The sequence below is a fragment of the Allopusillimonas soli genome (assembly GCF_004153445.1).
Lineage (GTDB): Bacteria > Pseudomonadota > Gammaproteobacteria > Burkholderiales > Burkholderiaceae_B > Allopusillimonas > Allopusillimonas soli.
Genome location: NZ_SDQC01000007.1, coordinates 90,699 through 114,818 on the forward strand (window position 1 = coordinate 90,699; position 24,120 = coordinate 114,818).

General features: G+C 62.5%; 20 protein-coding genes and 1 other RNA gene. 2 read left to right on the plus strand and 19 right to left on the minus strand.

Going from position 1 to position 24,120, the window contains the following annotated elements; genetic code table 11:
* Positions 1-33 precede the first annotated feature (33 nt).
* On the plus strand, positions 34-579 hold the full coding sequence (locus tag ERD78_RS18260) for a DciA family protein (protein WP_129971257.1): 546 nt from the start codon (positions 34-36) through the stop codon (positions 577-579).
* Between the two features lie 68 nt (positions 580-647).
* On the opposite strand, the gene lpxC is transcribed toward ERD78_RS18260, so the two are convergent.
* The 17 genes from lpxC to rnpB all read right to left on the minus strand — a co-directional run bounded on the left by lpxC (position 648) and on the right by rnpB (position 19,686).
* Positions 648-1,571, minus strand: a complete 924-nt coding sequence (lpxC, locus tag ERD78_RS18265) for a UDP-3-O-acyl-N-acetylglucosamine deacetylase (protein ID WP_129971259.1) — start codon at positions 1,569-1,571, stop codon at positions 648-650.
* 283 nt (positions 1,572-1,854) lie between these two features.
* Positions 1,855-3,024, minus strand: a complete 1,170-nt coding sequence (gene ftsZ / locus ERD78_RS18270; RefSeq protein WP_129971261.1) for a cell division protein FtsZ — start codon at positions 3,022-3,024, stop codon at positions 1,855-1,857.
* A 181-nt stretch (positions 3,025-3,205) separates the two neighbouring features.
* The gene (gene ftsA, locus ERD78_RS18275) at positions 3,206-4,432 is read right to left on the minus strand and encodes a cell division protein FtsA (RefSeq protein WP_129971263.1); all 1,227 of its coding nucleotides are present in this window, start codon (positions 4,430-4,432) and stop codon (positions 3,206-3,208) included.
* A gap of 5 nt (positions 4,433-4,437) precedes the next feature.
* On the minus strand, positions 4,438-5,232 hold the full coding sequence (locus tag ERD78_RS18280; protein ID WP_129971328.1) for a cell division protein FtsQ/DivIB: 795 nt from the start codon (positions 5,230-5,232) through the stop codon (positions 4,438-4,440).
* 9 nt (positions 5,233-5,241) lie between these two features.
* Positions 5,242-6,189 carry a D-alanine--D-alanine ligase gene (locus tag ERD78_RS18285; protein WP_129971265.1) on the minus strand — a complete coding sequence of 316 codons (948 nt, stop codon included), beginning with the start codon at positions 6,187-6,189 and terminating at the stop codon, positions 5,242-5,244.
* A complete protein-coding gene (murC, locus tag ERD78_RS18290) occupies positions 6,186-7,592 on the minus strand; it encodes a UDP-N-acetylmuramate--L-alanine ligase (protein WP_129971267.1) in 1,407 nt (468 codons plus the stop codon). The genes ERD78_RS18285 and murC overlap by 4 nt, the downstream gene beginning before the upstream one ends.
* Positions 7,589-8,662 (minus strand): undecaprenyldiphospho-muramoylpentapeptide beta-N-acetylglucosaminyltransferase, encoded by a 1,074-nt coding sequence (murG, locus tag ERD78_RS18295; RefSeq protein WP_129971269.1) that lies wholly within the window; start codon positions 8,660-8,662, stop codon positions 7,589-7,591. Before murG ends, murC begins: the two co-directional genes overlap by 4 nt.
* Positions 8,659-9,852, minus strand: a complete 1,194-nt coding sequence (gene ftsW, locus ERD78_RS18300; protein WP_129971271.1) for a putative lipid II flippase FtsW — start codon at positions 9,850-9,852, stop codon at positions 8,659-8,661. Before ftsW ends, murG begins: the two co-directional genes overlap by 4 nt.
* The gene (gene murD / locus ERD78_RS18305) at positions 9,849-11,381 is read right to left on the minus strand and encodes a UDP-N-acetylmuramoyl-L-alanine--D-glutamate ligase (RefSeq protein ID WP_129971273.1); all 1,533 of its coding nucleotides are present in this window, start codon (positions 11,379-11,381) and stop codon (positions 9,849-9,851) included. Before murD ends, ftsW begins: the two co-directional genes overlap by 4 nt.
* Positions 11,378-12,550 carry a phospho-N-acetylmuramoyl-pentapeptide-transferase gene (gene mraY, locus ERD78_RS18310; protein WP_129971275.1) on the minus strand — a complete coding sequence of 391 codons (1,173 nt, stop codon included), beginning with the start codon at positions 12,548-12,550 and terminating at the stop codon, positions 11,378-11,380. The genes murD and mraY overlap by 4 nt, the downstream gene beginning before the upstream one ends.
* A complete protein-coding gene (gene murF, locus ERD78_RS18315; protein ID WP_129971277.1) occupies positions 12,540-15,338 on the minus strand; it encodes a bifunctional UDP-N-acetylmuramoyl-L-alanyl-D-glutamate--2,6-diaminopimelate ligase MurE/UDP-N-acetylmuramoyl-tripeptide--D-alanyl-D-alanine ligase MurF in 2,799 nt (932 codons plus the stop codon). Before murF ends, mraY begins: the two co-directional genes overlap by 11 nt.
* Complete coding sequence (locus ERD78_RS18320; protein WP_129971279.1) at positions 15,335-17,071, minus strand: peptidoglycan D,D-transpeptidase FtsI family protein; 1,737 nt, start codon at positions 17,069-17,071, stop codon at positions 15,335-15,337. The genes murF and ERD78_RS18320 overlap by 4 nt, the downstream gene beginning before the upstream one ends.
* Entirely contained in the window at positions 17,068-17,391 is a 324-nt protein-coding gene (ftsL, locus tag ERD78_RS18325; protein ID WP_129971281.1) for a cell division protein FtsL, read from the minus strand. The genes ERD78_RS18320 and ftsL overlap by 4 nt, the downstream gene beginning before the upstream one ends.
* Entirely contained in the window at positions 17,391-18,464 is a 1,074-nt protein-coding gene (gene rsmH, locus ERD78_RS18330) for a 16S rRNA (cytosine(1402)-N(4))-methyltransferase RsmH (RefSeq protein ID WP_129971283.1), read from the minus strand. The genes ftsL and rsmH overlap by 1 nt, the downstream gene beginning before the upstream one ends.
* An 8-nt stretch (positions 18,465-18,472) precedes the next feature.
* The gene (gene mraZ, locus ERD78_RS18335; protein ID WP_129971285.1) at positions 18,473-18,901 is read right to left on the minus strand and encodes a division/cell wall cluster transcriptional repressor MraZ; all 429 of its coding nucleotides are present in this window, start codon (positions 18,899-18,901) and stop codon (positions 18,473-18,475) included.
* Between the two features lie 174 nt (positions 18,902-19,075).
* Positions 19,076-19,282, minus strand: a complete 207-nt coding sequence (locus tag ERD78_RS18340) for a hypothetical protein (RefSeq protein WP_129971287.1) — start codon at positions 19,280-19,282, stop codon at positions 19,076-19,078.
* An RNA gene (gene rnpB, locus ERD78_RS18345) (RNase P RNA component class A) lies at positions 19,281-19,686 on the minus strand. The genes ERD78_RS18340 and rnpB overlap by 2 nt, the downstream gene beginning before the upstream one ends.
* A 152-nt stretch (positions 19,687-19,838) precedes the next feature.
* On the opposite strand from rnpB, the gene ERD78_RS18350 reads away from it, so the two are divergent.
* Positions 19,839-21,677 carry an ATP-binding cassette domain-containing protein gene (locus tag ERD78_RS18350; RefSeq protein WP_129971289.1) on the plus strand — a complete coding sequence of 613 codons (1,839 nt, stop codon included), beginning with the start codon at positions 19,839-19,841 and terminating at the stop codon, positions 21,675-21,677.
* 92 nt (positions 21,678-21,769) lie between these two features.
* Here ERD78_RS18350 and pyrC read toward each other — a convergent pair whose 3' ends face one another.
* A complete protein-coding gene (gene pyrC / locus ERD78_RS18355) occupies positions 21,770-22,837 on the minus strand; it encodes a dihydroorotase (protein WP_129971291.1) in 1,068 nt (355 codons plus the stop codon).
* 70 nt (positions 22,838-22,907) lie between these two features.
* The gene (locus ERD78_RS18360; RefSeq protein WP_129971293.1) at positions 22,908-24,101 is read right to left on the minus strand and encodes a M20 aminoacylase family protein; all 1,194 of its coding nucleotides are present in this window, start codon (positions 24,099-24,101) and stop codon (positions 22,908-22,910) included.
* Positions 24,102-24,120 lie beyond the last annotated feature (19 nt).

Genomic DNA, 24,120 nt, shown 5'->3' on the forward strand with positions numbered 1-24,120 from the left:
CACTGACTGATTCCATTAAATCGTTCCACGAACATGATTCGCGCCACACGCCACAAGGCCTCTGCCGATAGCTCCCACGGAGCTCGCCCGGAGCATCCGCGCAGCCATGGCAGGCAAACGCCGGCGGAAGACCGCCGCAGCGGCAAGGCGGCGCTTGCCCTGAGCTGGCTGGATGGCGACAGGCAGGGCGCCACCGTACTGGCGACAGCCCGCAACATGCTGCAGGCCCAGGAGGCCATGGCAGCGGTTTTACCCGAGACGCTGGCCCACGCTTGCCGGGTGGCTCGTATGGACAGACAGCAACTGACCCTTGCGGTTCCCAGCGCCGCCTATGCATCCAAGCTGCGCCAGCTCGCGCCGCGCATTGTGCAGCATCTGAATCAGCGCGGGTGGGTGCTGCAGGACATCCGTGTCCAGGTGCAGGCAGGGCTGTTTCGCGACCCCGCCCATGCCAGACAGCGCGATGTGATGCCGCTGGATAATGCGGCCCTGCAGGCCTTCGACGATCTCAGGGCCAGCTTGGCGCCCGGTCCGCTTGCAAGCGCCGTGGAGGCCTTGCTGCAGCATCATCGCCTCTGACAGCCTTCATGCACGATGCCCGCGTCCAGCGGGCATCGTGCATCAAACCTGTGGAAAAAGCCGGCCGCCTAGGCCAGCTTCCATTCCTGCGCAAAAGACTTGGGCGCAGCGGCCGGGGATTCGTAGGTAATGATTTCCCAGCTTTCCTGGCGTGCCAGCAATGCGCGCGCCAATTGGTTATTGAGGCCGTGCCCCGACTTGCAGGCCACATAGCGCGCGACCAGGGGCTTGCCGATGAGATACAGATCGCCGATGGCGTCGAGTATCTTGTGCTTGACGAACTCGTCGTCGTAACGCAGGCCATCGGAGTTCAGGACGCGATATTCGTCCATCACGATGGCATTGTCCAGGCTGCCGCCGCGGGCCAACCCGGCAGCGCGCAGGGCTTCGACCTCGTTCACAAACCCGAAGGTGCGGGCGCGGGCAATGGTCTTGACGTAGGAATCTTTCTCGAAATCGACCTCCGCGAAATTCGCAGTGGAGTCGATGGCGGGATGATGGAAATCGATGGCGAACGACAGTGCAAAGCCATCGTAGGGCTCAAGGCGCGCCCATTTCAGGTCGTCGCCCTCGCCTTCGCTGACCTCGATGGGCTCGAGCACGCGCAGGAATTTCTTCGCCGCCGCCTGCTCTTCCAGGCCGGCCGAACGCAGCAGGTAGACAAACGTACCGGCACTGCCATCCATAATGGGCACTTCCTCGGCCGTCAGGTCGATATGCAGGTTGTCTATGCCCAGGCCCGCCAGTGCGGACATAAGATGCTCGACCGTGGAAACGCGAACATCGCCCTTTTGCAGGACCGATGCCATGCGGGTATTGCCAACGCCGTCGGCTCGCGCGGGCAGGTCAACCACTTCGGGCAGGTCTATCCGATGGAAAACGATACCGGTGTTGGGCGCCGCCGGGCGCAGGGTAAGCTCGACCCGCCGGCCGGAATGCAGGCCGACCCCTTTGGTGCTGATGGGCCGCTGTATGGTGCGTTGACGTAGCATAGATTGTGATTTCAGGCGGGAAAGCCCGGCATTTTTCTGACGCTCAAAGAAGCCTCATTGTAACTGAGACAAGGGTTTACCATTAAATTTATGTGTATCGTACGCAATGCAAGTGTTTCAGCCGGCTTCAGCCCCACGGCCATTGCGTTTACCTATGCACATGGCAGGTGCGCACAATGGCGCACCCCCTCGGGGAAGAAGGGGATGCGCCTGCCGGAAACCCGCGGCGGACCACCGCAGGCTGTGAGAGTGCTGGCTATCAGCCTGTTGTTTCAGCTCCTTGTCAGTCAGCCTGCTTGCGCAGGAACGCCGGAATATCGAAATGGTCCATGCCGGCGGTTTCAAGGGCGCGCACCTGGGCCGAAGCCTGGCCGCGCGGATTGCGAATAACGGCGGGAACGTCCGAATTGCCGAAGTCGTAGTGGCCGTGGGCATGGAGATCATCCGTGCCTGTACGGACGTGCTCCTGGCTGGACACCAGTTGCGGACGCTGTGCCGCGGGGCTGCCCAGGCCGGTTGCCACGACCGTGACACGCAGGTTTTCACCCATGTTCTCGTCGTAGGCCGTGCCGAAAACAATGGTGGCGTCCTCCGCGGCATAGCTGCGGATGGTGTCCATGATTTCGCGCGTTTCGCGCATTTTCAAGGTGCGGCTGGCCGTAATGTTCACCAGCATGCCGCGCGCACCGTGCAGATCCACCCCTTCGAGCAACGGGCAGGCAATCGCACGCTCGGCTGCGACACGGGCACGATCGGCACCAGCCGCAATGGACGTACCCATCATGGCCTGGCCCTGCTCGCCCATGATGGTCTTGACGTCCTCGAAGTCGACGTTGACATTACCTTCGACATTGATGATCTCGGCAATGCCGGCGCATGCATTGTGCAGCACGTCGTCGGCCGACTTGAAGCAGTCTTCCTGCGTGGCGTCATCGTCCATCAGATCGTACAGGTTCTCGTTCAGCACGACGATCAGGGAATGCACATGCTTGGAAAGCTCGGTAATCCCGTCCTCGGCCATTTTCATGCGCTTGTTGCCTTCGAAGCCGAAAGGCTTGGTGACGACGCCAACAGTCAGTATGCCAAGCTCCTTGGCCACTTCGGCTACCACAGGACCAGCGCCAGTGCCGGTACCTCCGCCCATGCCAGCTGTAATGAACACCATGTTGGCGCCGGTGAGTGCCGAGCGAATTTCCTCGCGCGCGGTTTCCGCGGCGGCGCGGCCCTGCTCCGGACGGGCGCCGGCGCCCAGGCCGGTGCGACCAAGACGGATCTGAACCGGCGCTTCTGTAGTCGCCAGCGCCTGGGCGTCGGTATTTGCGCAGATAAAGTCCACACCGTTCACACCGGAACGGATCATATGTGCCACGGCATTGCCGCCGGCGCCGCCAACGCCCACGACCTTGATCACGGTGCCGTTGGAACTCGTATCGAGCATTTCAAAGTTCATCATGATTGACTCCCTCACATATCCAGAAAACGATAAACAAAAAAACTTATTTCCCCAGTACTGCTTATTGTTCGGAACGGCCTCAAAAGAATTGCCAGCCCTTGCAGCCTGCCGCGGCTCGCAGCTGATTTGAGACACCTCCGGAGACAGGCTTGTATGCGCCTGCCCCATCAGGGCTCGCACCCTAATTCATGAACCACTCCTTCATGCGCGCAAGCAGGGTCTTGAAGCTGCCCTTCTGCTGGGCAACTTTGCGCCCCCGCGCGCGTTGCAGACGAGCCTCGGCAAGCAGGCCCATCACGGTGGAAAAACGCGGATTGTGCATGACATCGGCCAGGCTGCCCTCGTAGGCCGGCACCGCCACGCGCACAGGCTTCAGGAACACGTCTTCGGCCAGCTCGACAATGCCTGGCATGAGCGCCGTGCCGCCGGTCAGGACGACGCCTGACGCAAGAAGGTCCTCGTAGCCCGACTCGCGCACAATCTGCTGCACAAACGTAAACAGTTCTTCGACACGCGGTTCGATCACCGCGCCCAGCGCCTGCCGCTTGACCTGGCGATTGGGTCTGTCGCCCAATCCCGGCACCTCGATGTGTTCGTCGGCATTCGCCAGCACCTGCTTGGCGATGCCGAACCGCAGCTTGATTTCCTCGGCGTCCGGCGTCGGCGTGCGCAGCATGGCGGCGATATCGCTGGTAATCTGGTCGCCCGCGATGGGCACGACGGCCGTGTGCCGGATGGCCCCGCCCGTGAAGATCGCGATGTCGGTTGTGCCGCCGCCAATGTCCACCAGTACGACGCCAAGCTCCTTTTCGTCGGAAGTCAGGCATGCCAGGCTGGACGCCAGGGGCTGGAGAATCAGATCCTGCACCTCCAGTCCGCAGCGGCGCACGCATTTGACGATATTCTGGGCCGCGCTAACCGCACCCGTGACGATATGCACCCGCACTTCCAGCCTGAGGCCGCTCATGCCGATGGGCTCGCGGATGTCCTCCTGCGAGTCCACGATGAACTCCTGGGTCAGTACGTGAAGAACCTGCTGATCCGTTGGAATGTTCACCGCCTTGGCCGTTTCGATGACGCGCGCCACATCGGTGGCGGTGACCTCCTTGTCCTTGACAGCCACCATCCCGCTGGAATTGAAACTGGTGATATGGCTGCCCGCGATGCCGGTATAGACCTCCCGGATTTTGCAGTCCGCCATGAGTTCAGCTTCTTCCAGCGCGCGCTGTATGGAGTTGACCGTGGACTCGATGTTCACGACCACGCCCTTGCGCATGCCCTGGGATTCATGCTGGCCCAGTCCCAGCACTTCGAAGCGCCCCTCCGGCAGGATCTCACCCACCACGGCCACCACTTTACTGGTGCCGATATCGAGAGCAACGATCAGGTCCTTGATGTCACGGGTCATAGTCTTTATTTCGCAGAGGATTTTTCAGAAACAGAGGCCAACGTAATGGCGAAGCCGTTGGGATAACGTAAATCGGCCGTGCGTATCTTGCGCCCGCGCAGGCGCTCGGACAGCTTGGGCCAGACTTGCACGAAGCGTTCTATGCGCGCGGCGAACGGTAATGCACCCGATCGGCCATGCGGATCTACCGCATCTGCCGCCGGATCCCGGCCCAGGCTCAGGCGCATGCCGTCGGACAGCTGTACCTCCCACGCATATCGCGGGCTGAGCGTCACTTCGCGCACATGCAGGTTCAGCGGCGCAAACCAGCGCGCGATCTCCGCATAGCGTTGGACGACCAGGCGCTCCGAGTTGTCGGGGCCATTCAACTGCGGCATGGCCACGTTGTCCGGCAGTTCGCCCTGATTGGCGGTGAAGGCTTCACCCCATGTATTGATCATCTGATTCTCGTTCCATAGCGCAAGCGGCTGCTGCTCTTCTATCGTCACCGCCAGCGTATTGGGCCAGACGCGCCGCACGCTTGCGTGCCGAACCCAGGGCACGCTCTCGATGACGCGGCGCGTGTCATCCAGGCTGATGGAAAAGAAGTTGCCGTGTATCCTGCCCGCAATCGTGGCCTGCACGGTGGCGGGCGACACATAGCTGAACTGATCCGCCTTGGCAGGCTCGATTTCCAGCGCCTTGATGGCGAAGTACGGACGTTGCGCCACCCATGCAACCAGACCGGCCAGCAACGCAAACACCGCCAGCAATGCCAGCGTGTTCGCGATGAAGTTGGTCAGGCGCGCGTCCGAAAACACCATGGCCTCCTATTCAGCGGGCGGCGGCTGCACCTTCAGCCCCGCCGTCGACAGAATTTCCATACACAGATCGGCGTAGCTCATGCCGACCGCCTTGGCGCCCATGGGCACCAGCGAATGGCTGGTCATGCCGGGCGAAGTATTGACCTCCAGCAGCCAAGGCTCGCCCGCGTCATCCAGCATGAAATCGACCCGCCCCCAGCCCTCGCAGCCCACGGCCGCATAAGCCTGTTCCGCGGTACGCATGATGCGCGTCGCGAGTTCCTCGGGCAATGCAGCCGGACACACATACTGCGTGTCATTCGAAACGTATTTGTGTTCGTAGTCGTAGTTGCCTTCGGGCGCGATGATCTCGATGATGGGCAGGGCGCGCGCCTGCCTTCCTTTGCCGAGGATGGCAACTGTCAGCTCGCGGCCCCGCACGAATCGCTCGGCCAGCACATCGCTGTCATAGCGGCTGGCAAGCTGGTAAGCCTCCCGCAGCGCCTCCGGCGTGGCCACCTTGGTTACACCCAGCGTGGATCCTTCGTGCGGCGGCTTGACGATCATGGGCAATCCCAGCGTCTGCACCGCGACGTCGAGGTCGGCTTCGCTGTTCAGTACCACATAGCCCGGCGTCGGCAACTGCGCCTGAAGCCAGATCTTCTTGGTCATAACCTTGTTCATGGCCAGGGACGAGGCCAGCGGCCCGCTGCCGGTGTAGGGAATCTTCAACAGCTCCAGCGCGCCTTGCAGCGTGCCGTCCTCGCCATGACGGCCATGCAGGGCAATGAACACGCGCTGGAAGCCCGAGTTGATCAAGTCAACCAAGGTGTAGACGCCGGTGTCGAACAACTGCGCATCAACGCCTTTGCTGCGCAGCGCCTCGTGCACGCCGTGGCCGGACATCAGGGAGACTTTGCGTTCGGCGGAGGAACCGCCATACAGCACGCCCACACGGCCAAATTCGCCACTCATAATGCTTCTCCTAATTGCCCCGGAACGCGGCTGATCGAGCCGGCACCCATCACGATCACCACATCGCCCTCTGACGCAAAGTCGCGAATGGCACGCGGCAATTGCGCAACATCCTCGACAAAGACGGGCTCCACCTTGCCGGCCACCCTCAGCGCCCGCATCAACGCACGGCCGTCGGCAGCCACCAGCGGCGCCTCGCCCGCCGCATAGACTTCGGTTAACAGCACGGCATCCGCCTGGCCCAGCACCTGCACAAAATCCTCGAAGCAATCACGTGTCCTGGTGTAGCGGTGCGGCTGGAAGGCGAGCACAATGCGACGGTTCGGCCAGGCGCCGCGCGCCGCCTTCAGTGTGGCTGCCATCTCCACGGGGTGATGGCCGTAGTCGTCGATGACGGTGAAACGTCCGCTGCCACGCGCATCGGACACCGCAAAATCGCCCACTTGCGTAAAGCGCCGGCCGACACCATTGAAGGATGCCAGCGCATCGGTGATGGCCGCGTCGGGAACGCCCAATTCGGTTGCCACAGCAATGGCGGCAAGCGCGTTGAGCACGTTGTGCCGGCCTGGGAGATTGAGCAGGACGGACATCACGGGCAAAGGCCCGGTGGCGCCCTGACGCTCCACATCAAAGTGCATGACCGTGCCTTGGGGACGCACATTCACGGCACGCACCTGAGCCTCGTTCTCTATGCCATACGTGGTCACCGGACGGGATACGAAAGGTATGATCTCGCGCACATTGGCGTCGTCCGCGCACAGAACGGCGGAGCCATAGAACGGCAATCGCTGCGTGAACTCGATGAACGCGCTCTTGAGCCTGGCGACGTCATGGCCATAGGTATCCATGTGATCCACGTCGATGTTGGTAATGATGGCCATGACCGGAAGCAGGTTCAGGAAGGACGCGTCCGACTCGTCGGCCTCGACCACAATGTATTCACCCTGCCCAAGCCGCGCGTTCGCCCCGGCGGAGTTGAGCCTGCCCCCAATGACGAACGTGGGATCCAGGTCGCCAGCCGCCAGCACACTGGCCACCAGGCTCGTCGTCGTGGTCTTGCCATGCGTGCCGGCAACCGCAATGCCGCGCTTCAGACGCATCAATTCGGCCAGCATCAGCGCGCGGGGCACCACAGGTATGCGAGCGGCCCGCGCGGCCAGCACTTCGGGATTGTCGCCGGACACGGCGGTGGAGGTCACGATGGCGCCAACACCGCTGACATTCGCCGCGTCGTGACCTATCGTGATGCGGGCGCCCAAGTCCGCCAGGCGGCGCGTTACCGCAGTGTCCTGGATATCCGAGCCGCTGATGGAATAGCCCAGGTTAAGCAGGACTTCGGCAATGCCGCTCATACCCGAGCCGCCTATGCCAACAAAATGAATGCTCTGTATTCGATGCTTCATGGCTTGCTCCCAGCCAACTGCGCGCAGGCATCCGCGATATGCTCGCAGGCCTGCAGGCTGGCGTGTTCGTGCGCGTGCGCCGCCATCTCGGCCAGCTGCGGGCGCTGCAGGCTATCCAGCCATTCGGCCAGCCATTCGACGCTCAGCTCGCCCTGGGCGCGCATATAGGCGCCCCGGCAGTCGCTCAAATACCGGGCGTTGGCCGTCTGATGATCGTCAATCGCGTTGGGCAGCGGCACAAAGAGGGCCGCCACACCCACCGCCGCCACCTCCGCGACCGTCATGGCGCCGGCGCGGCACACGACGATGTCGGCATCAGCCATGGCTTGCGCCATGTCCTGGATGAAGGCTTGGCAATCGGCATGAACCCCCGCCTGTTCGTAGGCGGCACGCAAGCTGCCAAGATGTCGCTCGCCGGCCTGATGAACGACCTGCAGCCGCCTGTCCGCCGGCAGCAAGGCCAGCGCCCGCGGCATCACGGCATTTAGCGCCGCCGCTCCCTGGCTTCCGCCCACCACCAACAATCGCAGCGGCCCCTGGCGCGCCGCATAGCGTTCCGCTGCCGTGGCAGCCCGCGTGAACTCGCGCCGTACGGGATTGCCCGTAACAACCGCGCCGGGCAGTGCGCCCGGAAAACCGGTAAGTACCTTGGTGGCCATGCGCGCAAGCCAGCGGTTGGCAGTGCCGGCAACGGCGTTCTGCTCATGCACGACCAAGGGCAAGCGCCCAAATCTGGCCATCAAACCGCCAGGAAATGCCACATAGCCGCCCATGCCGAGCACAACGTCCGGACGGATGCGCCGCAGCGCGCTGCGGGCCTGCATGCACGCCCCGAACAAGGTAAAGGGTAGTTTCAGCAGCGCCATCATGCCCTTGCCGCGCAGTCCCGAGAAACGCAGCGGCACCAGCTCATAGCCCTGGGCAGGGACCAGACGCCCTTCCATGCGATCAGGATGGCCCAGCCAGAACACCTTCCAGCCGCGCGCGCGCATCTCGTGGGCAACGGCCAGGCCAGGCATGATGTGCCCGCCCGTACCGCCCGCCATGATCAGCAAGGTATGCGCGTTCATGTACGTTTTCCTCGCATCATGTTGCGGTTCTCGTAGTCGACACGGATCATCAGCGCCAACCCGACCAGATTCATCACAATGCCCGAGCCGCCATAGCTGACCATGGGAAGCGTCAGGCCCTTGGTGGGCAGAAGACCAAGGCACACACCCACATTGATGAAACACTGCAATCCGAACCACAGCGACACGCCCTGCGCGACCAAGCCGCTGAATATGCGCTCCATGGCAATGGACTGGCGGCCGATTTCAAAGCCCCTGTAGACAAGAAACACGAACAGCGCCAGCAGAAAGGCCAGGCCCACAAAACCCAACTCCTCGCCAATGACCGCGACGATGAAATCGGTATGCGCCTCGGGAAGATAATGCAGCTTCTCGACGCTGGAGCCGAGCCCGACGCCAAACCACTCGCCGCGCCCCAGCGCGATCAGCGAGTGCGACAGCTGATAGGCGCTGCCATAGGCATTTTCCGGGTTCCAGGGATCGAGGTAGACGAACAGGCGTTCGCGCCGCCAGGGTGAGAGCCAGATCAGCAGAAGGAAGCTGGTCACCATGATGCTAAGCAGCGTCGAAAACAGTTTGCCGTTGATACCGCCCATGAAAAGAATGCCGACCGCGATGCCCACCACCACCATGAAGGCCCCGAGATCGGGTTCCATCAGCAGTAGCACGCCCAGCACGGCCAGCGCGCAGGCCATGGGCAGAAAGCCTCGCATGAAATCCTGCATATGCTGCTGCTTGCGCACCGTGTAGTCCGCGGCATACAGCAGGACTGCGACCTTCATGAGTTCCGAAGGCTGAAAGGACACCGGGCCCAGCGCCAGCCAGCGGCGCGCGCCGTTCACCTCGTGACCTACGCCCGGAATCAGCACCACGAGCAGCAGCAGCAGACCGAGGAGAAACAGCGACACCGAGAATTTCTGCCACATTTTCATGGGCAGGCTGACCGTGAACAACGCCCCGACCAGGCCAATGAAAATGAAGATGGCGTGCCGGACAACGAAGTAGTAGCGGCCATAGGCCTCATAGCGCGGGCCATCGGCGAGAGCAATGGATGCCGAATACACCATCAGCAGGCCGAACAGCACCAGCGTGCTGGCCACGATCAGTAAAGGAATGTCGAAGTTCGGCATGGTGGTGCGGCCCGGCCGCACGGCATTGACGCCCGATGTCAGATCTGCAAACAGGCTCATGCGACCTCTCCTCGGCTCAAGGCCAGCTCCTGGACTTCCTCGACAAAGCACTGCCCCCTGTGCCCATAATTCCGGAACATATCCATGCTGGCGCATGCTGGGGAAAGCAGTACCATGTCGCCCTCGCGAGCCAGCGCGCTCGCGCGCTCAACAGCCTCGCGAAGCGACTCCGCCCGTTCGATGGGCACGCCCGCGTCAGCCAGCACCTCGGCCAGGATGCCCGCATCCCGGCCGATAAGAACCGCCGCGCGCCCGTGCGCCTGCAGCGGCCTGATCAGCGGCGAAAAGTCCTGGCCCTTGCCCAGGCCACCTGCGATCAGCACCGCCGGCACATCGAGGCCATCAAGCGCGGCAACGGTTGCGCCAACATTCGTGCCCTTGCTGTCATTGACGTAGTCGACGCCGGCCACTTGCCGCACAAAAGCCATGCGGTGCGGCTCGCCCTCGTAGTCGCGCACGGCGCGCAGCATTTCACCCCAACCCAGATTCAGCGCGCGTCCCAGCGCCAGCGCCGCCAAGGCATTCAGGGCATTGTGGCGGCCATGCAGGCGCAACGCATCCGCCGGCATGAGGCGCAGCGTTCTTCCATCTGCGCGCCGCGGCGCGGCCTGACCTTTCTTGCGGCGCGAGGAGCCAGTCGCAGGCAAGGCAAAATCCTGCGGCTCGCTGGCCACCAGCCACACGACATCATGGCTGCTTTCCAGGCCCAGGTCGCCTTCGGCCTCGGGAATGCCCGCGCCAAAGCTGCGCACCGACATCGAGCGCAGGTCGTCAACCATGGCGGCCACCAGCGCATCGTCGCGGTTCACCACGGCGGTTTCAGCCATGCCGATCAGGCGAGCCTTGGCGGCCGCGTATGCTTGCATGCCGCCGTGCCAGTCCAGATGGTCCTGCGTGACATTAAGCACCGCCGCCGCAACCGCCTTGAGGCTACGCGTGGTTTCGAGCTGAAAGCTGGAGAGTTCGAGCACCCAGACATCGGGCAGCCTGCCGGTATCCAGGGCTTCTGCAAGCGCGGCCAGTGCAGCCGGACCGATATTGCCGGCCGCCCTGGCCCCCAGGCCGCAAGCCTGCACCAGGCGCCGCGTCATCGCTGTAACCGTGGTCTTGCCGTTGGTTCCGGTAATGGCAAGTACGCGGGGCGCATATCCTTGCGTGGCCATGTCCGCCAATGCGCGCGCAAACAGTTCGATCTCACCGATAATGTCGATGCCTTGCCGGGCCGCCTGCTGCAGCAAGGCATGCTGCGGCGCCTCCGAAGGAGATAGCCCCGGGCTGAGCACAATGGTGTGCACGTCCCGCAGGGCGGCTTCGTCAAAAGCTTGCGGTCCAAGACAAAACTCCACCTGGGCGCCATCCAGCTCCGACCTCAAAGCGTCCAGTCCACCCGGCTGCGTGCGCGTGTCCAGCACGCGCACCCGCGCCCCATGCCGGATGCACCAGCGCGCGGCCGCCGCACCCGTTTCACCCAGGCCCATTATCAGGGTCAGGCCGTCCGCACGCACAGAAGGAAAGGACAGGCTATTCATCGCAATTTCAGACTTGCCAAACCAATAAGCACCAGCATCATGCTGATGATCCAGAACCGCACCACGACCTGGGTTTCCTTCCAGCCCGTGACTTCGAAATGATGATGCAGAGGCGCCATGCGGAATATCCGGCGCCCTTCTCCATATCGCCGCTTGGTGTACTTGAACCAGGTCACCTGCACCATGACGGACAAGGTCTCAACCACAAACACGCCGCCCATGATGAACAACACGATTTCCTGCCGGACAATGACCGCGATCGTGCCCAAAGCGCCTCCCAGCGCTAGCGCCCCGACATCGCCCATGAAAACCTGGGCGGGATAGGCGTTGAACCAGAGAAAGGCCAGGCCCGCGCCCGCAATGGCTGCGCACAACACCATCAGCTCCGAGGCCCCCGGAATATAGGGAAACAGCAGATACTTGGAATAATCGACGCGGCCAACAACATAGGCAAAGATGCCCAGGGCGCTGCCCACCATGACCGTCGGCATGATGGCTAGGCCGTCCAGGCCATCGGTGAGATTGACCGCATTGCTGGAACCAACGATTACCAGCCATGTGAGCGCAACAAAGCCAAAGACGCCCAGGGGATAGCTGACGCTCTTGAAGAAGGGAACGATAAGATCCGCGCGCGTGGGAAGCGGCATGGTGAAGCCGCTGAGTACCCATCCGCGGAACAAGGGCCAGAGGTCCTGGTTTGCCGGCGCGGACACGGCAAACGTCAAGTACAGTGCCGCAACCAGGCCGATCAGCGCCTGCCAGAAAAACTTTCGCCGCGAGGACATGCCTTCGGGATCGTGGTTGACAACCTTCTTGTAGTCATCCAGCCAACCGATCAGGCCAAAACCGAATGTCACCAGCAGCACCACCCAAACGAAGCGATTGGTCCAGTCGGCCCACATCAGCGTGCTGACGCCAATCGCAATGAGGATGAGCGCCCCGCCCATGGTGGGCGTGCCGTTTTTCTGCAGGTGCGACTCCGGGCCGTAGGCGCGCACAGCCTGGCCGATCTTGAGGGCAGTCAGTCTCCTGATCACCCATGGTCCGGCCAGCAACCCAATGAACAGGGCCGTGCCGCAGGCCAGCACGGCGCGGAAAGTAATATATTCGAACACGCCGAAAGCGCGAATATGTGCGTCAGAAAGCCAGCGCGCCAGTTCAAGAAGCATGCCCAGCTCCTTCCGCGATGCGGTGTTGTTTTTCGAGTTCTTCGATAACGCGTTCCATGCGCATGCTGCGAGATCCTTTGACTAACACATGCGCCGGCAGGCACTGCGCCAATGCCAGAGCGAGATCTTCCACCGTGCCGAACGAGCGCGCGCCCTCGCCAAACGCGGTGGCGGCATCCTGGCTCGCGACGCCAAGTGTGAACAGCGTGTCGATGCCGCGATCGCGGGCATAGCGTCCGACTTCCGCATGCATGGCCGGTCCGTTTTCACCAACCTCGGCCATATCGCCCAATACCAGCACCTTGCAGCCCGCCAGCTCCGCCAGAACATCAACGGCGGCTCGCACCGAGTCGGGATTGGCGTTGTATGTGTCGTCGATAAGTTGGAAGCCGCTCAGTGTCTCTCGAGGCTGCATCCGGCCTTTCACTGGATTGAATGCCTGTAGGCCACGCGCGATGGAATCCAGGCCCACGCCCGCTGCCATGGCGCTCGCCGCGGCCGCCAGCGCGTTGTGCAGATTATGCAAGCCCGGCGCGCGCAGCACCACGGCTGCGCCGCCTTCTGGCGTTCGCAGGTCGAAGCGCGTGCCTGCCTTCTCGGCATGAATGCGATCGGCATGAACATCGCACTCGGCGCCCATGCCGAAACCGAGTACGCGCCGCCCTTTGGACATTTCCCGCCAAAGCGAAGCATAGGCATCCGCGGCGGGGAAGACAGCCGTTCCGTCGTCGGGCAGGCCGGCCAGCACACTGCCGTTCTCCTTTGCCACGGCCTCCACTGATACCATGAACTCCTGGTGCTCGCGCTGGGCATTGTTGACGAGCGCAACCGTAGGTTGCGCAATAGTGGTCAGCACGGCGATCTCGCCTGGATGATTCATGCCCAGTTCAAGCACGGCCGCCCGGTGCTCATTGCGCAGCCGCAGCACCGACAAGGGGACGCCGATATCGTTGTTCAGATTGCCCAGGGTCGCAAGGCTTCCGGCCTCACCAAAGGCCACTGCCAGAATGGCCGCAATCATTTCCTTGGTGGTTGTCTTTCCGTTGCTGCCGGTTACGGCAATCACGGGAAGCCCGAAAAGGCGGCGCCAGGCCGTGGCCATGCGAATCAGCGCCTGGCGGGTATCGCCAAGCGCAATCTGAGGCAAATCCAGATCGGGATCCGCGCGATCGACAATGGCCGCCGCGGCACCCGCGCGCGCAGCCGCATCCAGGTAGGCATGTCCATCGTAGCGGTCGCCCCGGATTGCCACGAACAGTTCGCCAGCCTGAATGCTGCGAGTGTCCGTCGAGATAGACAGGCCTTCGTGCCATGTCAAGGCAAGCCGCGCCCACTCCCGGTCATCGAAGGGTTGCCGAACGCCGGCCAGCTCCTGATACGCTTCATGCCCCTTGCCGGCAAGCAATACCACGTCCGCAGCATCCGCCTCCCAGATCGCAGCCAATATGGCCAGCGCCCGATCGGGCTCGATGCGCGGCTGCCCGGACATGCCGGCGGCAATTTCTCCGATAATGGCGCGCGGCGTCTCGTCGCGCGGATTGTCGTTGGTCAGAATGACCTTGTCGGCTTGCGCGGAGGCGACACTTCCCATCATGGGCCGCTTGCCGCGGTCGCGATTGCCCCCGCATCCGAACACGCATACGAGCCTGCCGCCACGCGCCTTGGCCAAGGGCCTCAGCGCCACCAGGGCCCGTGCCAGCGCATCCGGTGTATGGGCATAATCGACCACAACCATGACGCCCGGCCGCGGGTTGGGCACGAGCTGCAGGCGTCCGGCAACAGGATGAAGGCTGGCCAGGGCTCGAGCAATACGCGATACGCTCCAGCCGAGATCCTGCAATACGCCGGCCACCAGCAGCAGGTTTGAAATATTGTGCTCGCCGACCAGATGCGTGAACACCTGGGCGGAACCCGACGCCATGCGCAACGTAAAGACCAGTCCGTCCGGAGCGCCATGAATGTCATGCGCCGTCACAGCCTGCGGCGAGGCCTCGTCAATTGCGTTCGTCGAGTACGCCGTGACCTCTACCGACAACAGGCGCGCCAGCCACTGCGCGCCGGTTTCGTCGTCGGCATTAATGACAGCACGGCGCAGCCCAGGCCATCCGAAAAGCGCAAATTTCGCCTGCCGGTAGTTTTCCTCGGTCTGGTGATAATCCAGATGGTCTCGGGTGAGATTGGTGAATGCGGCGGTGTCGATATGTACGTGACTCAGGCGTCCTTGCTCTATGCCTATGGAGGACGCCTCCAGCGCCACCATCTGGGAACCGGCGTCGCGCAGTGCGGCCAGACTGCGGTGCATCGTCAACACATCGGGCGTGGTCAACTGCCCACCCATGTTCAGGCCGTCGGGACCGCGCACACCCAATGTGCCGATGGTACCGCATGGAATGCCTTCGCCATTCAGCGCCGCGGCCAGCCACTGCACGCAGCTGGTCTTGCCGTTGGTCCCCGTGACCGCGACCACCCGCAAGGCGTCCGAAGGCGCTCCGTACCATGCATGTGCAATGCCGCCCAGCTCGGTTACCAGGCCGCGCACGGCGAGAAAAGGGAGCGTGCCCGCATCGCGCTGCGCCTGCGCAATGGCAGCCTCGTTGCCATCGTCATGGGCGATGATGGCAGCCGCGCCCTTCGCAACCGCCCCGGCAATGTATGCACGGCCATCGGCAGTGAGTCCGGGGCAGGCAAAAAACACATCGCCAGCTTGAAGCTGGCGTGTATCCAGGCACAGATGCGCCTTGTCACCCGCGTGTCCCCGAAGCCAGGCCAGGATGTCGTGCGCATTCATTCGCCGCCCTCCCCGGCGGACGCAATCGCCACCATGGAATCGACGGGCGCATCAGGCTGCACCCCGAGCCGTCGCAGTGCGCTGGCTACCACGTCCGCGAACACCGGCGCAGCCACCCGGCCGCCGTAGTATCCGTTGGTGTGTGGCTCATCAATCGTGACAGCCACGACGATGCGCGGGTTGGATACCGGAGCAAAGCCCACGAAGGAGCCGCGATACAGCTCGCGGCTGTACTTGCCGTCCACTATCTTGCGCGCGGTGCCGCTCTTGCCCGCCACGCGATAACCCTGCACCTCGGCGCGCCGATTGCCTTCTGGGCCGACCGCCGCTTCCAGCATCGCCCTGATCTGCCCCGCCACCTTGGGGCTGTAGACCTGCACGCTGGTGGGCTTGCCTTCGCGCTTGAGCAGGGACAGGGAAACCATATCTCCATTACGCGCAAACGCCGTATAAGCATGCGCGATCTGCATCAGTGACACTGACAGTCCATAGCCGTAGGCCATGGTCGCCCGCTCGATGGGGCGCCAGCGATCCCAGGGGCGCAACCTGCCCGACGCCACGCCGGGGAAATTGGTGTGAGGCGCGCGGCCAAAGCCCAATTGCGTGAACTTGGTCCACATTTCCTTGTTGGTGAGCCGCTCGGAAATCATGGTCATGCCGATATTGCTGGAACGGCGCAATATGCCGGCTACGTTCAGTACGCCATTGCTGCTGACGTCGTGAATCGTTGCCCCCTGGTAGCGATACGCGCCATTGCCGGTATCGAACAGCGTCGTGGGGGTAATACGATGAATATCCAGGGCCAGGCCTGCTGTGAACGGCTTCATGATGGAGCCGGGCTCGAAGGTATCCGTCAGGGCCCTATTGCGCAAGGCAGGCCCCTGCAATTGCGAACGGTCGTTCGGATCGAAGGATGGCAGGTTCACCAGCGCCAGCACCTCGCCGGTTTTCGCATCCAGCACAATGCCGGCGCCTGCCTTGGCATCGTGCTCGTCCAGGGCCTTCTTGAGCGCCGTGTAGACATCAAACTGAATGCCGACATCGATGGACAGCTTCAGATCCTTGCCATCCACGGGCGGAATGACGGCCTGGATGTCCTCCACGATGCGGCCCAGCCTATCCTTTATCACGTGACGCGAACCGGGCGTACCCGACAGCGCGTCGTTGAATGCCAGCTCGACGCCCGCAATCCCCTTGTCCTCGATATTCGTGAAGCCGATGAGATGTGACGTGACATCACCTTCCGGGTAAAAGCGGCGCATTTCCTTCTGCTCGTGGAAGCCAGGCAGTTTCAGATCCAGCACCTTGCCTGCGATATCCATGCCGACCTGGCGCTTGATATATACGAAGCTCTTGTCCAGGTCGGAAATGCGGTTCTTGATGTCGGGCACCGACATCTCCAGCAGCCTGCCCAACTGTGCCAGTTGCGCATCGCTGGCCTTTGCCGCATCGGCTGGAATGGCCCAGATCGCGCGCACCGGCACGCTGGAGGCCAGCACGACTGTGCCGCTGCGATCCAGAATCTTGCCGCGCGTGGCGGGCAGGACCAGTGTGCGCTCGTAGCGTTTTTCTCCCTGTTGCTGCAGGAACTCGTTGGACATGACCTGCAGGTAGACGGCCTTGGCAACCAGCGCGAGAAAGCCCAGCATCAATAGAATGAATACCAGACGCGACCGCCACAGCGGCATCTGGTGATTCAGGACCGGACTGTTATAGAACGGGACACGCTTCATGGCCGCCCTCCCTTGCCCGAAGCCGCCGTAGCCTGGCTTGCGGCACTGCTGTCAAGCGGCTCGCCCTGGATGTAGATGGTGCGATCCGGGGAGGCGGGCATCATGTGCAGATCGCCGCGGGCCACGCCGTCGATGCGTGCATTGCGCGCCAGTTCGGCGCGCTCAAGCTGCAGTCTTCGCCAATCGGTGTCCAGCTTTCTTGCCCTGTCGTCCAGGCGCTCGGCCTGAACGAAAAGCTGCCGGGCCTGGAAACGCGCCGTGACCAGCGACAAGGCGGACAACATGAGCAAGACAGCGAAGAGCAGGCTGAGCCGTCCCATCAGGTGCGCCTCCCCTGGCGGGAACCCGCATGAGGCTTGCGCCGCACCGGCGCTGTGGTCGGCACGAAAGACGCGCCGCCGTCAGCCGGCAAGGGAACGCCGGTACGCTGGGCGACGCGCAACACCGCCGAACGCGCCCGCACATTGTCCGCAGACTCGGCGGCGTCAGGCAAGATGCGCCCCAACGAGATCAGAATGGGTTGGGGCATGTCTTTCTCGGGTATGGGCAGGCGCGCCTGAGCCGCGGCCGGCCTGGCTGCCGCCGCAATGCTTTGCTTGACCAAGCGGTCTTCCAGTGAATGAAAGCTGATCACCGCCACTCGCCCTCCCGGCGCAAGTATTTTCAGAATTGTCTTGAGGGCGCCCGCGAGCTCCTCGAGTTCCTTATTGAGGTAAATCCGTATAGCCTGAAATGTCCGTGTGGCCGGGTGTTGGCCCTTTTCGCGCGTGCGGACGGCGCCGGCGACGAGCTCGGCGAGGTCGAGCGTTGTGCGCAGCGGCCTGGATTCGCGGCGACCAGCAATCGCCTTTGCAATCTGGAAAGCAAACCGTTCTTCGCCATAATGTGCGATGACCTCCCTCATTTCTTCGACACTGGCTTGCGCCAGCCATTGTTCAGCGGTTACCCCGCTGTCCGTATCCATCCGCATGTCCAGCGGCCCTTCACGCATGAAGGAAAAACCTCTGGACGCATCATCGATCTGAGGGGATGACACACCCAGATCCAGCAGTACCCCATTCACGGAGTCGATGCCCAACTCAGCCAGCCGCCGCGCCATATCGGCAAAGCCACTGTGCACCGCCGTGACCCTGCGATCCTGGCCTTCGAGTTCGCGTGCAGCCTCGATGGCCTGCGGATCCTTGTCAAACACCACCAACCGAGCATCATCCGCCAGCCGCGTCAGCAGCAGCCGGCTGTGGCCGCCGCGCCCGAAAGTGCCGTCCACGAACACGCCGCCGACCCGCTCTCCCTGCCCTTGCTGTTCGCGCCGGCGCCCTTTTGCATTGAAATCCGGATCAACGAGAGCGTTGACCGCAGGCTCAAGCAGCACGGACCGATGCACGAACGCCATAAACGAATTCAGAACGAAAATTCTTCAAGAACCTCGGGCATGCCCTTGGCAAGGTCTTCGGCTTCACGTCGCGCCCATTCGGCGGCGTCCCACAGTTCGAAATGGCTTCCCATCCCCAACAGCATGACCTCGCGAGTCAGGGCGGCGGCGTTGCGCAGCTCCGGCGCCACCAGGATCCGACCCGAGCCATCCATGTCGACGTCCTGCGCGTTGCCGAGCAACAGGCGCTGCAAGGGCCGCGCAGACATGGGAAAGTTGGCGATCTGTTCGCGCTTCTTTTCCCATACCGATCGTGGATAGACGAGCAGGCAGCCATCGGGATGACGGGTGAGGGTAAGACGGCCTTCGACCTGGGAAAGCAGCGCGTCACGATGCCGGGTCGGAATGGATATCCTCCCCTTTGCATCGAGTGTGAGTGCGCTGCTGCCCTGGAACAAGATTCTTTCCCCACTTTTTTGCACAAAATCCTACTTTTCCCCACTCTACGGTAAGGAAATCAACTGGTCAAGCTGAAAGTTGCAATTTTTTCAATCACAACAAGCACTTAGCACAGTTTTTGCTCACAGGAAAAAGAAAAATACATCGATAAATCAATGTATTGCAGAGGCTATTCAAAGTTCTTTATGAGAAATTTCAGGCTGATGGCTGCATTTGTATGCCTTCGCCATTTGCAATTGCTGACATTCAGCCATTTGCGGCGCAAGGCAAAGCGCCCGATAGAAGATATGCCGGAAAGCGGAAGACGCGATCCCGGCCAGCGGATCATCCTCAGCCGGCGGGCCACCTGACGGCGGCCCGCATCTGGTGTGCACATTCATGGGAGACAGGCCTATAGGCCGGATTCTGTACGCCTGGCAAGCCAGGCGGGCAATCATTCCTCTTGATCGAACATTGCTGCTCGATTCCAGCCACCTACCCGCATGCTTGGACGGGCCGCCCTTTCCGGCCTGAGCCGTGCGCATGCCTATTTGGTGTTGCTCCGGATAGAGGTTGCCGCGTTTCACCCTGCCGCGCCATGGATGTCACCACCCATGCGACACGGAGATGGCCGTGTCGGTGCGCGCCCATGGCACGCCCTCGCGGCAGACTCGTCTCTGTGGCCCTGTTCCTCGGCTTGGCGCGTTGCCGCATGCCTCGCCGGACGGCCGTTAGCCGCTACCCTGCCCTGTGGAGTCCGGACCTTCCTCGGCGCCAACGGCGTCGCGATTGCCCAGCCTGCCTCCGGTTGCCATTGTAGCGCGGGAGCGCCGATTCCCCGTTACACTGTATGCCTCGGTGGAACCGGCGCACGCCCTATCCACGGCATTCCGATCCCAACAGGTGCCAGGGCGCCCGGCTCTCCGTTCTTGCCTTGATTTCGCTTTCTCCCTTCCCATGGCCGCCAATACCCTCATCACCCTTACCAATGCGCAACTGGCCTACGGCCATCATCCTTTGCTGGACCATGCCGATTTCGCCATACAACCAAGCGAGCGCATCGGCCTTATTGGCCGCAACGGCGCAGGAAAATCCTCGCTGCTCAAGGTCCTGAACGGCAGTATCGCGCCCGATGACGGCGATATCATGCGCCTGGGCGGCCTTACTGTATCTACGGTCGAACAGGAACCGGCGCTCGATGAAACCTTGACCGTATTCGACGCACTGTGCGGCGATATCACAGCCACCGAAGACTGGCAACGCCCCGCCCGGGTCAATGCCCTGGTCGAGCAGTTGGGCCTGGATGCCCAAGCGGCGGTCGCGGGGCTGTCCGGTGGCTCACGCAAACGCGTGGCGCTTGCGCGCGCCGTGGCCGACGAGCCCGATCTGCTGTTGCTGGACGAGCCGACCAACCATCTGGACTTCGACGGCATCGCCTGGCTCGAAAATCTTCTACTGGCCGCGCGCTGCAGCGTCGTTCTGATTACTCACGACCGCCGCTTTCTGGATGTCGTCACCACACGCATTGTGGAACTGGACCGGGGTAGGCTGTTCAGCTTTCCGGGCAACTTCTCGCAATGGCAGGAACGCAAGGCCCAGACCCTGGATGCGGAGCAGCAGCAGAATGCGCGCTTCGACAAGCTGCTCGCGCAGGAAGAAGTCTGGATACGCAAAGGCATCGAGGCGCGCCGCACCCGCAACGAGGGACGGGTGCGGCGGCTGGAGCAATTGCGCCGCGAACGGGCAGAGCGCCGCGAGCGCCAAGGCAATGTCCGCCTCGCAGTCGCCGAGGGCCAGCGCTCCGGAAAGCTTGTGGCCGAACTGCAGCACGTGACACACGGCTACGGCGCGCGGACGTTGATCCGCGACCTTTCCACACTTATCATGCGGGGCGACAGAATCGGCGTGATCGGCCCCAATGGCGCAGGCAAGACTACATTGCTCAGAATCATACTTGGTCAGCTGCAACCCAATGAAGGGCATGTACGCCTCGGCACCAACCTGACTGTAGGCTATTTCGACCAGATGCGATCCCAGCTCGACGAGGCCGCCACCCTCGCGGATACGATCAATCCCGGCAGCGAATGGGTCGAAATCGGCAACCAGCGCAAGCATGTCATGAGCTATCTGGAAGACTTTCTCTTTCCGCCTGCGCGCGCCCACTCGCCTGTCAGCAGCCTCTCCGGCGGCGAGCGGGCCAGGCTGGTCCTGGCCCGCATGTTCGCCCGCCCCACCAATGTACTTGTGCTGGACGAGCCCACCAACGATCTGGATATTGAAACGCTGGAACTGCTTGAGGAATTGCTGCAGGATTACACAGGCACCGTCCTGCTGGTCAGCCATGACCGCGCATTCCTTAACAATGTCGTGACCCAAACACTTGCTGCCGAGGCCGACGGGCGCTGGGGAGAATATGTGGGGGGCTATGACGAATGGCAGGCGCAGCGGCCGACGGATTCGCCGGAGCCCACTGCCAGAGCAGCATCAGCCGCAAATCGTAAGTCCGCTGGCAATTCAAAACCGGCCGACGCGGCCAAGCCTGCGAAAACAGGCCGCACCAGCCGCATCACGTCCTGGGAACTGCGCGAACTGGAAGGCATCCCCGACGCTATCGCCGCCCTCGAGAAGCACCAGGCCGAACTCGCCGCGCGCCTGGCTGACGGCAGTTTGTACAGGGACGCGCCGCAGGAAGTGGAAAGCATCAATGCCGAAGTGGCGGAAACCGAAAAACAGCTGCAGGCCTTGTTCGACCGCTGGCAGCAACTGGAAGAAAAGCAGCAGGCGTCCTCTCTTTAGATTTAGACGGCCCGGCTCGGCGGCGGGGAACCAAGCACCGCCAGTTGATCCGCTGGCAGGCGACACACCCCACGCGATGCGGCTTACGCTGATCAGGCGGAGCCGGATACACGCCAGGCCAGCGAATCGCCAGCCGCGAGCGGTACCACGGCTGTGTTCGCCATGGGCAGTTCTTCAGGAACCCGGTATTCTCCGCGCTCCAGTGTCAGCGTGCCGTCGTTCACAGGCAAGCCGTAAAACGCCGGCCCATTGCGGCTGGCGAAGGCCTCGAGCTGGTCCAGCCGGCCCGCAGCATCAAAGGCTGTAGCATACAGCGCCATGGCGTGCAGAGCGGTATAGCAGCCCGCACAGCCACAGGCGGCTTCCTTGAGTCCGCGCGGATGCGGCGCACTGTCGGTACCTAGAAAAAAGCGAGGACTGCCGCTGGTTGCCGCGTCCAGCAGGGCTTGCCTATGCCGCTCGCGCTTGAGCACCGGGAGGCAATACCAGTGCGGCTGCAAACCGCCAACGAACATCGCATTGCGGTTGTACAGCAGATGATGCGCGGTCAGCGTGGCGGCAATAGGCCCTGGGGCTTCACGCACATAGTCCACGCCCTCGCGGGTCGTCAGGTGTTCGAACACCACTTTCAACGCCGGATACGCCTGGCGCAAAGGCGTCATTACCCGTTCGACGAACACGGCTTCCCGATCGAAAAGATCCACATCCGGATCTGTTACCTCTCCATGAACCAGCAGCGGCAGGCCCAGTCTTTGCATGGCATCCAGCGCTTGGCCGCAACGCCCCAGAAGATCAGTGACGCCCGCATCGGAATTGGTGGTTGCGCCAGCCGGATACAGCTTGACGCCGTGCACCAGCCCCGAATCAACCGCACGGGCAATTTCATCAGCCGTCGTATTGTCAGTGAGATAAAGCGTCATGAGCGGTGTGAAGGCGCCGTCCGCCACACCCGCCACCGCCAGGGCAGCCATAATGCGATCACGGTATGCCAAGGCCTGCGCCGTGGTCGTGACGGGCGGCTTCAGGTTCGGCATGATAATGGCGCGGCCGAACTGACGCGCGCTATCACCCACGACGGAGGCAAGCACCGGCCCGTCGCGCAGATGCAGATGCCAGTCGTCGGGGCGGATGATGGTAAGAGAGGATATCGATTCAGTCATTGATCAGGGAAATGCAATGGGTGAGGTGATGCACATGCGTCTTGGCGCCAGCCGGAGTATGCGCCGGAAATCAGTCTTCCAGAGGCATGCTGCGTTCCACCAGCCGGCAGAACATCGCGCTGCCGGCTGGAATCACGGCATCGTTGAAGTCGAAGATGGCATTATGCAGCACCCGGCCGCTTTCGGCGCCGCCCTGTCCGAGACGAAAGTAGGCGCCCGGGCGATGCTGCAGCATTACGGAGAAATCCTCCGATCCCATGGAAGGGGTCAGGTTGGGTATCACCATATCCGCACCGAAGAGCTCCTCCGCAACCTCGGCCACGAACTGGGCATGCTCGGGGGTGTTGATGGTGGCGGGAAACAGCTTGTGATACTTCAGCTCTATCCGCGCCTTGAAGGCCGCGGCAATGCCATCCACCACCTCCTGCATCCGCTGAATGACCTGCTCCTGCACAACGGGGCTGAAGGTGCGCACAGTGCCCACCATGCGCGCATCGCGGGGAATGACGTTCATGGCCTGGAGATTCCCGGCATTGACCGCCGCCACCGTCACAACCGCGGACTCGGGTGCCGGCACGTTGCGCGACACAATGGTTTGCAACGCCGTAATGAGTTGGGCGGCGATCACGATAGGGTCGTTGGTCTGGTAGGCATGAGCGCCGTGGCCGCCGCGGCCTTCGATCGTGATCTCGAAGTGGTCGGCTGCCGCCATCATGGGGCCGGGGTTGACGCCGATAACACCCGGGGCAAGGCCAGGCCAATTGTGCAGTGCATAGATGGCATCGCACGGAAAGCGGTCGAACAAGCCATCGTCGAGCATGGCTTGCGCACCGCCAAGCCCTTCCTCGGCAGGCTGGAAAATCAGCACGGCCTTGCCGTTGAAGTTTCGGGTTTCCGCCAGATAGCGCGCCGCACCCAGCAGCACCGTGGTATGCCCGTCGTGGCCACAGGCATGCATGACGCCCAGATTGTTCGAGGCGTGCGCCACGTCGCCCTGCTCCAGAATGGGGAGCGCATCCATGTCCGCCCGCAGGCCTATGGCGCGACCGCTGGTGTTTTTCCTGCCTTCGAGCACGCCTACCACACCCGTCTTGCCGATATTGCGATGCACCATGTAGCCAAGCGCCTGCAAGGCATTGGCAACCATGGCGGAAGTACGGACCTCCTGAAAGCCCAGTTCGGGGTTGGCGTGCAGGTCGCGCCGCAATGCGGTCAGCTCGTCATGAAAGGACTGAATCGACTCGAAAACAGACTTTGCGTACATGGTCTACAACACTCCCCAG

What these genes read in the sequence shown, in the direction of transcription:
- ERD78_RS18260 (WP_129971257.1), top strand. Translation starts at nt 34, where the DNA reads ATGATTCGCGCCACACGCCACAAGGCCTCTGCCGATAGCTCCCACGGA.
- lpxC (WP_129971259.1), bottom strand. Translation starts at nt 1,571, where the DNA reads ATGCTACGTCAACGCACCATACAGCGGCCCATCAGCACCAAAGGGGTC.
- ftsZ (WP_129971261.1), bottom strand. Translation starts at nt 3,024, where the DNA reads ATGATGAACTTTGAAATGCTCGATACGAGTTCCAACGGCACCGTGATC.
- ftsA (WP_129971263.1), bottom strand. Translation starts at nt 4,432, where the DNA reads ATGACCCGTGACATCAAGGACCTGATCGTTGCTCTCGATATCGGCACC.
- ERD78_RS18285 (WP_129971265.1), bottom strand. Translation starts at nt 6,189, where the DNA reads ATGAGTGGCGAATTTGGCCGTGTGGGCGTGCTGTATGGCGGTTCCTCC.
- murC (WP_129971267.1), bottom strand. Translation starts at nt 7,592, where the DNA reads ATGAAGCATCGAATACAGAGCATTCATTTTGTTGGCATAGGCGGCTCG.
- murG (WP_129971269.1), bottom strand. Translation starts at nt 8,662, where the DNA reads ATGAACGCGCATACCTTGCTGATCATGGCGGGCGGTACGGGCGGGCAC.
- ftsW (WP_129971271.1), bottom strand. Translation starts at nt 9,852, where the DNA reads ATGAGCCTGTTTGCAGATCTGACATCGGGCGTCAATGCCGTGCGGCCG.
- murD (WP_129971273.1), bottom strand. Translation starts at nt 11,381, where the DNA reads ATGAATAGCCTGTCCTTTCCTTCTGTGCGTGCGGACGGCCTGACCCTG.
- mraY (WP_129971275.1), bottom strand. Translation starts at nt 12,550, where the DNA reads ATGCTTCTTGAACTGGCGCGCTGGCTTTCTGACGCACATATTCGCGCT.
- murF (WP_129971277.1), bottom strand. Translation starts at nt 15,338, where the DNA reads ATGAATGCGCACGACATCCTGGCCTGGCTTCGGGGACACGCGGGTGAC.
- ERD78_RS18320 (WP_129971279.1), bottom strand. Translation starts at nt 17,071, where the DNA reads ATGAAGCGTGTCCCGTTCTATAACAGTCCGGTCCTGAATCACCAGATG.
- ftsL (WP_129971281.1), bottom strand. Translation starts at nt 17,391, where the DNA reads ATGGGACGGCTCAGCCTGCTCTTCGCTGTCTTGCTCATGTTGTCCGCC.
- rsmH (WP_129971283.1), bottom strand. Translation starts at nt 18,464, where the DNA reads ATGGCGTTCGTGCATCGGTCCGTGCTGCTTGAGCCTGCGGTCAACGCT.
- ERD78_RS18340 (WP_129971287.1), bottom strand. Translation starts at nt 19,282, where the DNA reads ATGAATGTGCACACCAGATGCGGGCCGCCGTCAGGTGGCCCGCCGGCT.
- ERD78_RS18350 (WP_129971289.1), top strand. Translation starts at nt 19,839, where the DNA reads ATGGCCGCCAATACCCTCATCACCCTTACCAATGCGCAACTGGCCTAC.
- pyrC (WP_129971291.1), bottom strand. Translation starts at nt 22,837, where the DNA reads ATGACTGAATCGATATCCTCTCTTACCATCATCCGCCCCGACGACTGG.
- ERD78_RS18360 (WP_129971293.1), bottom strand. Translation starts at nt 24,101, where the DNA reads ATGTACGCAAAGTCTGTTTTCGAGTCGATTCAGTCCTTTCATGACGAG.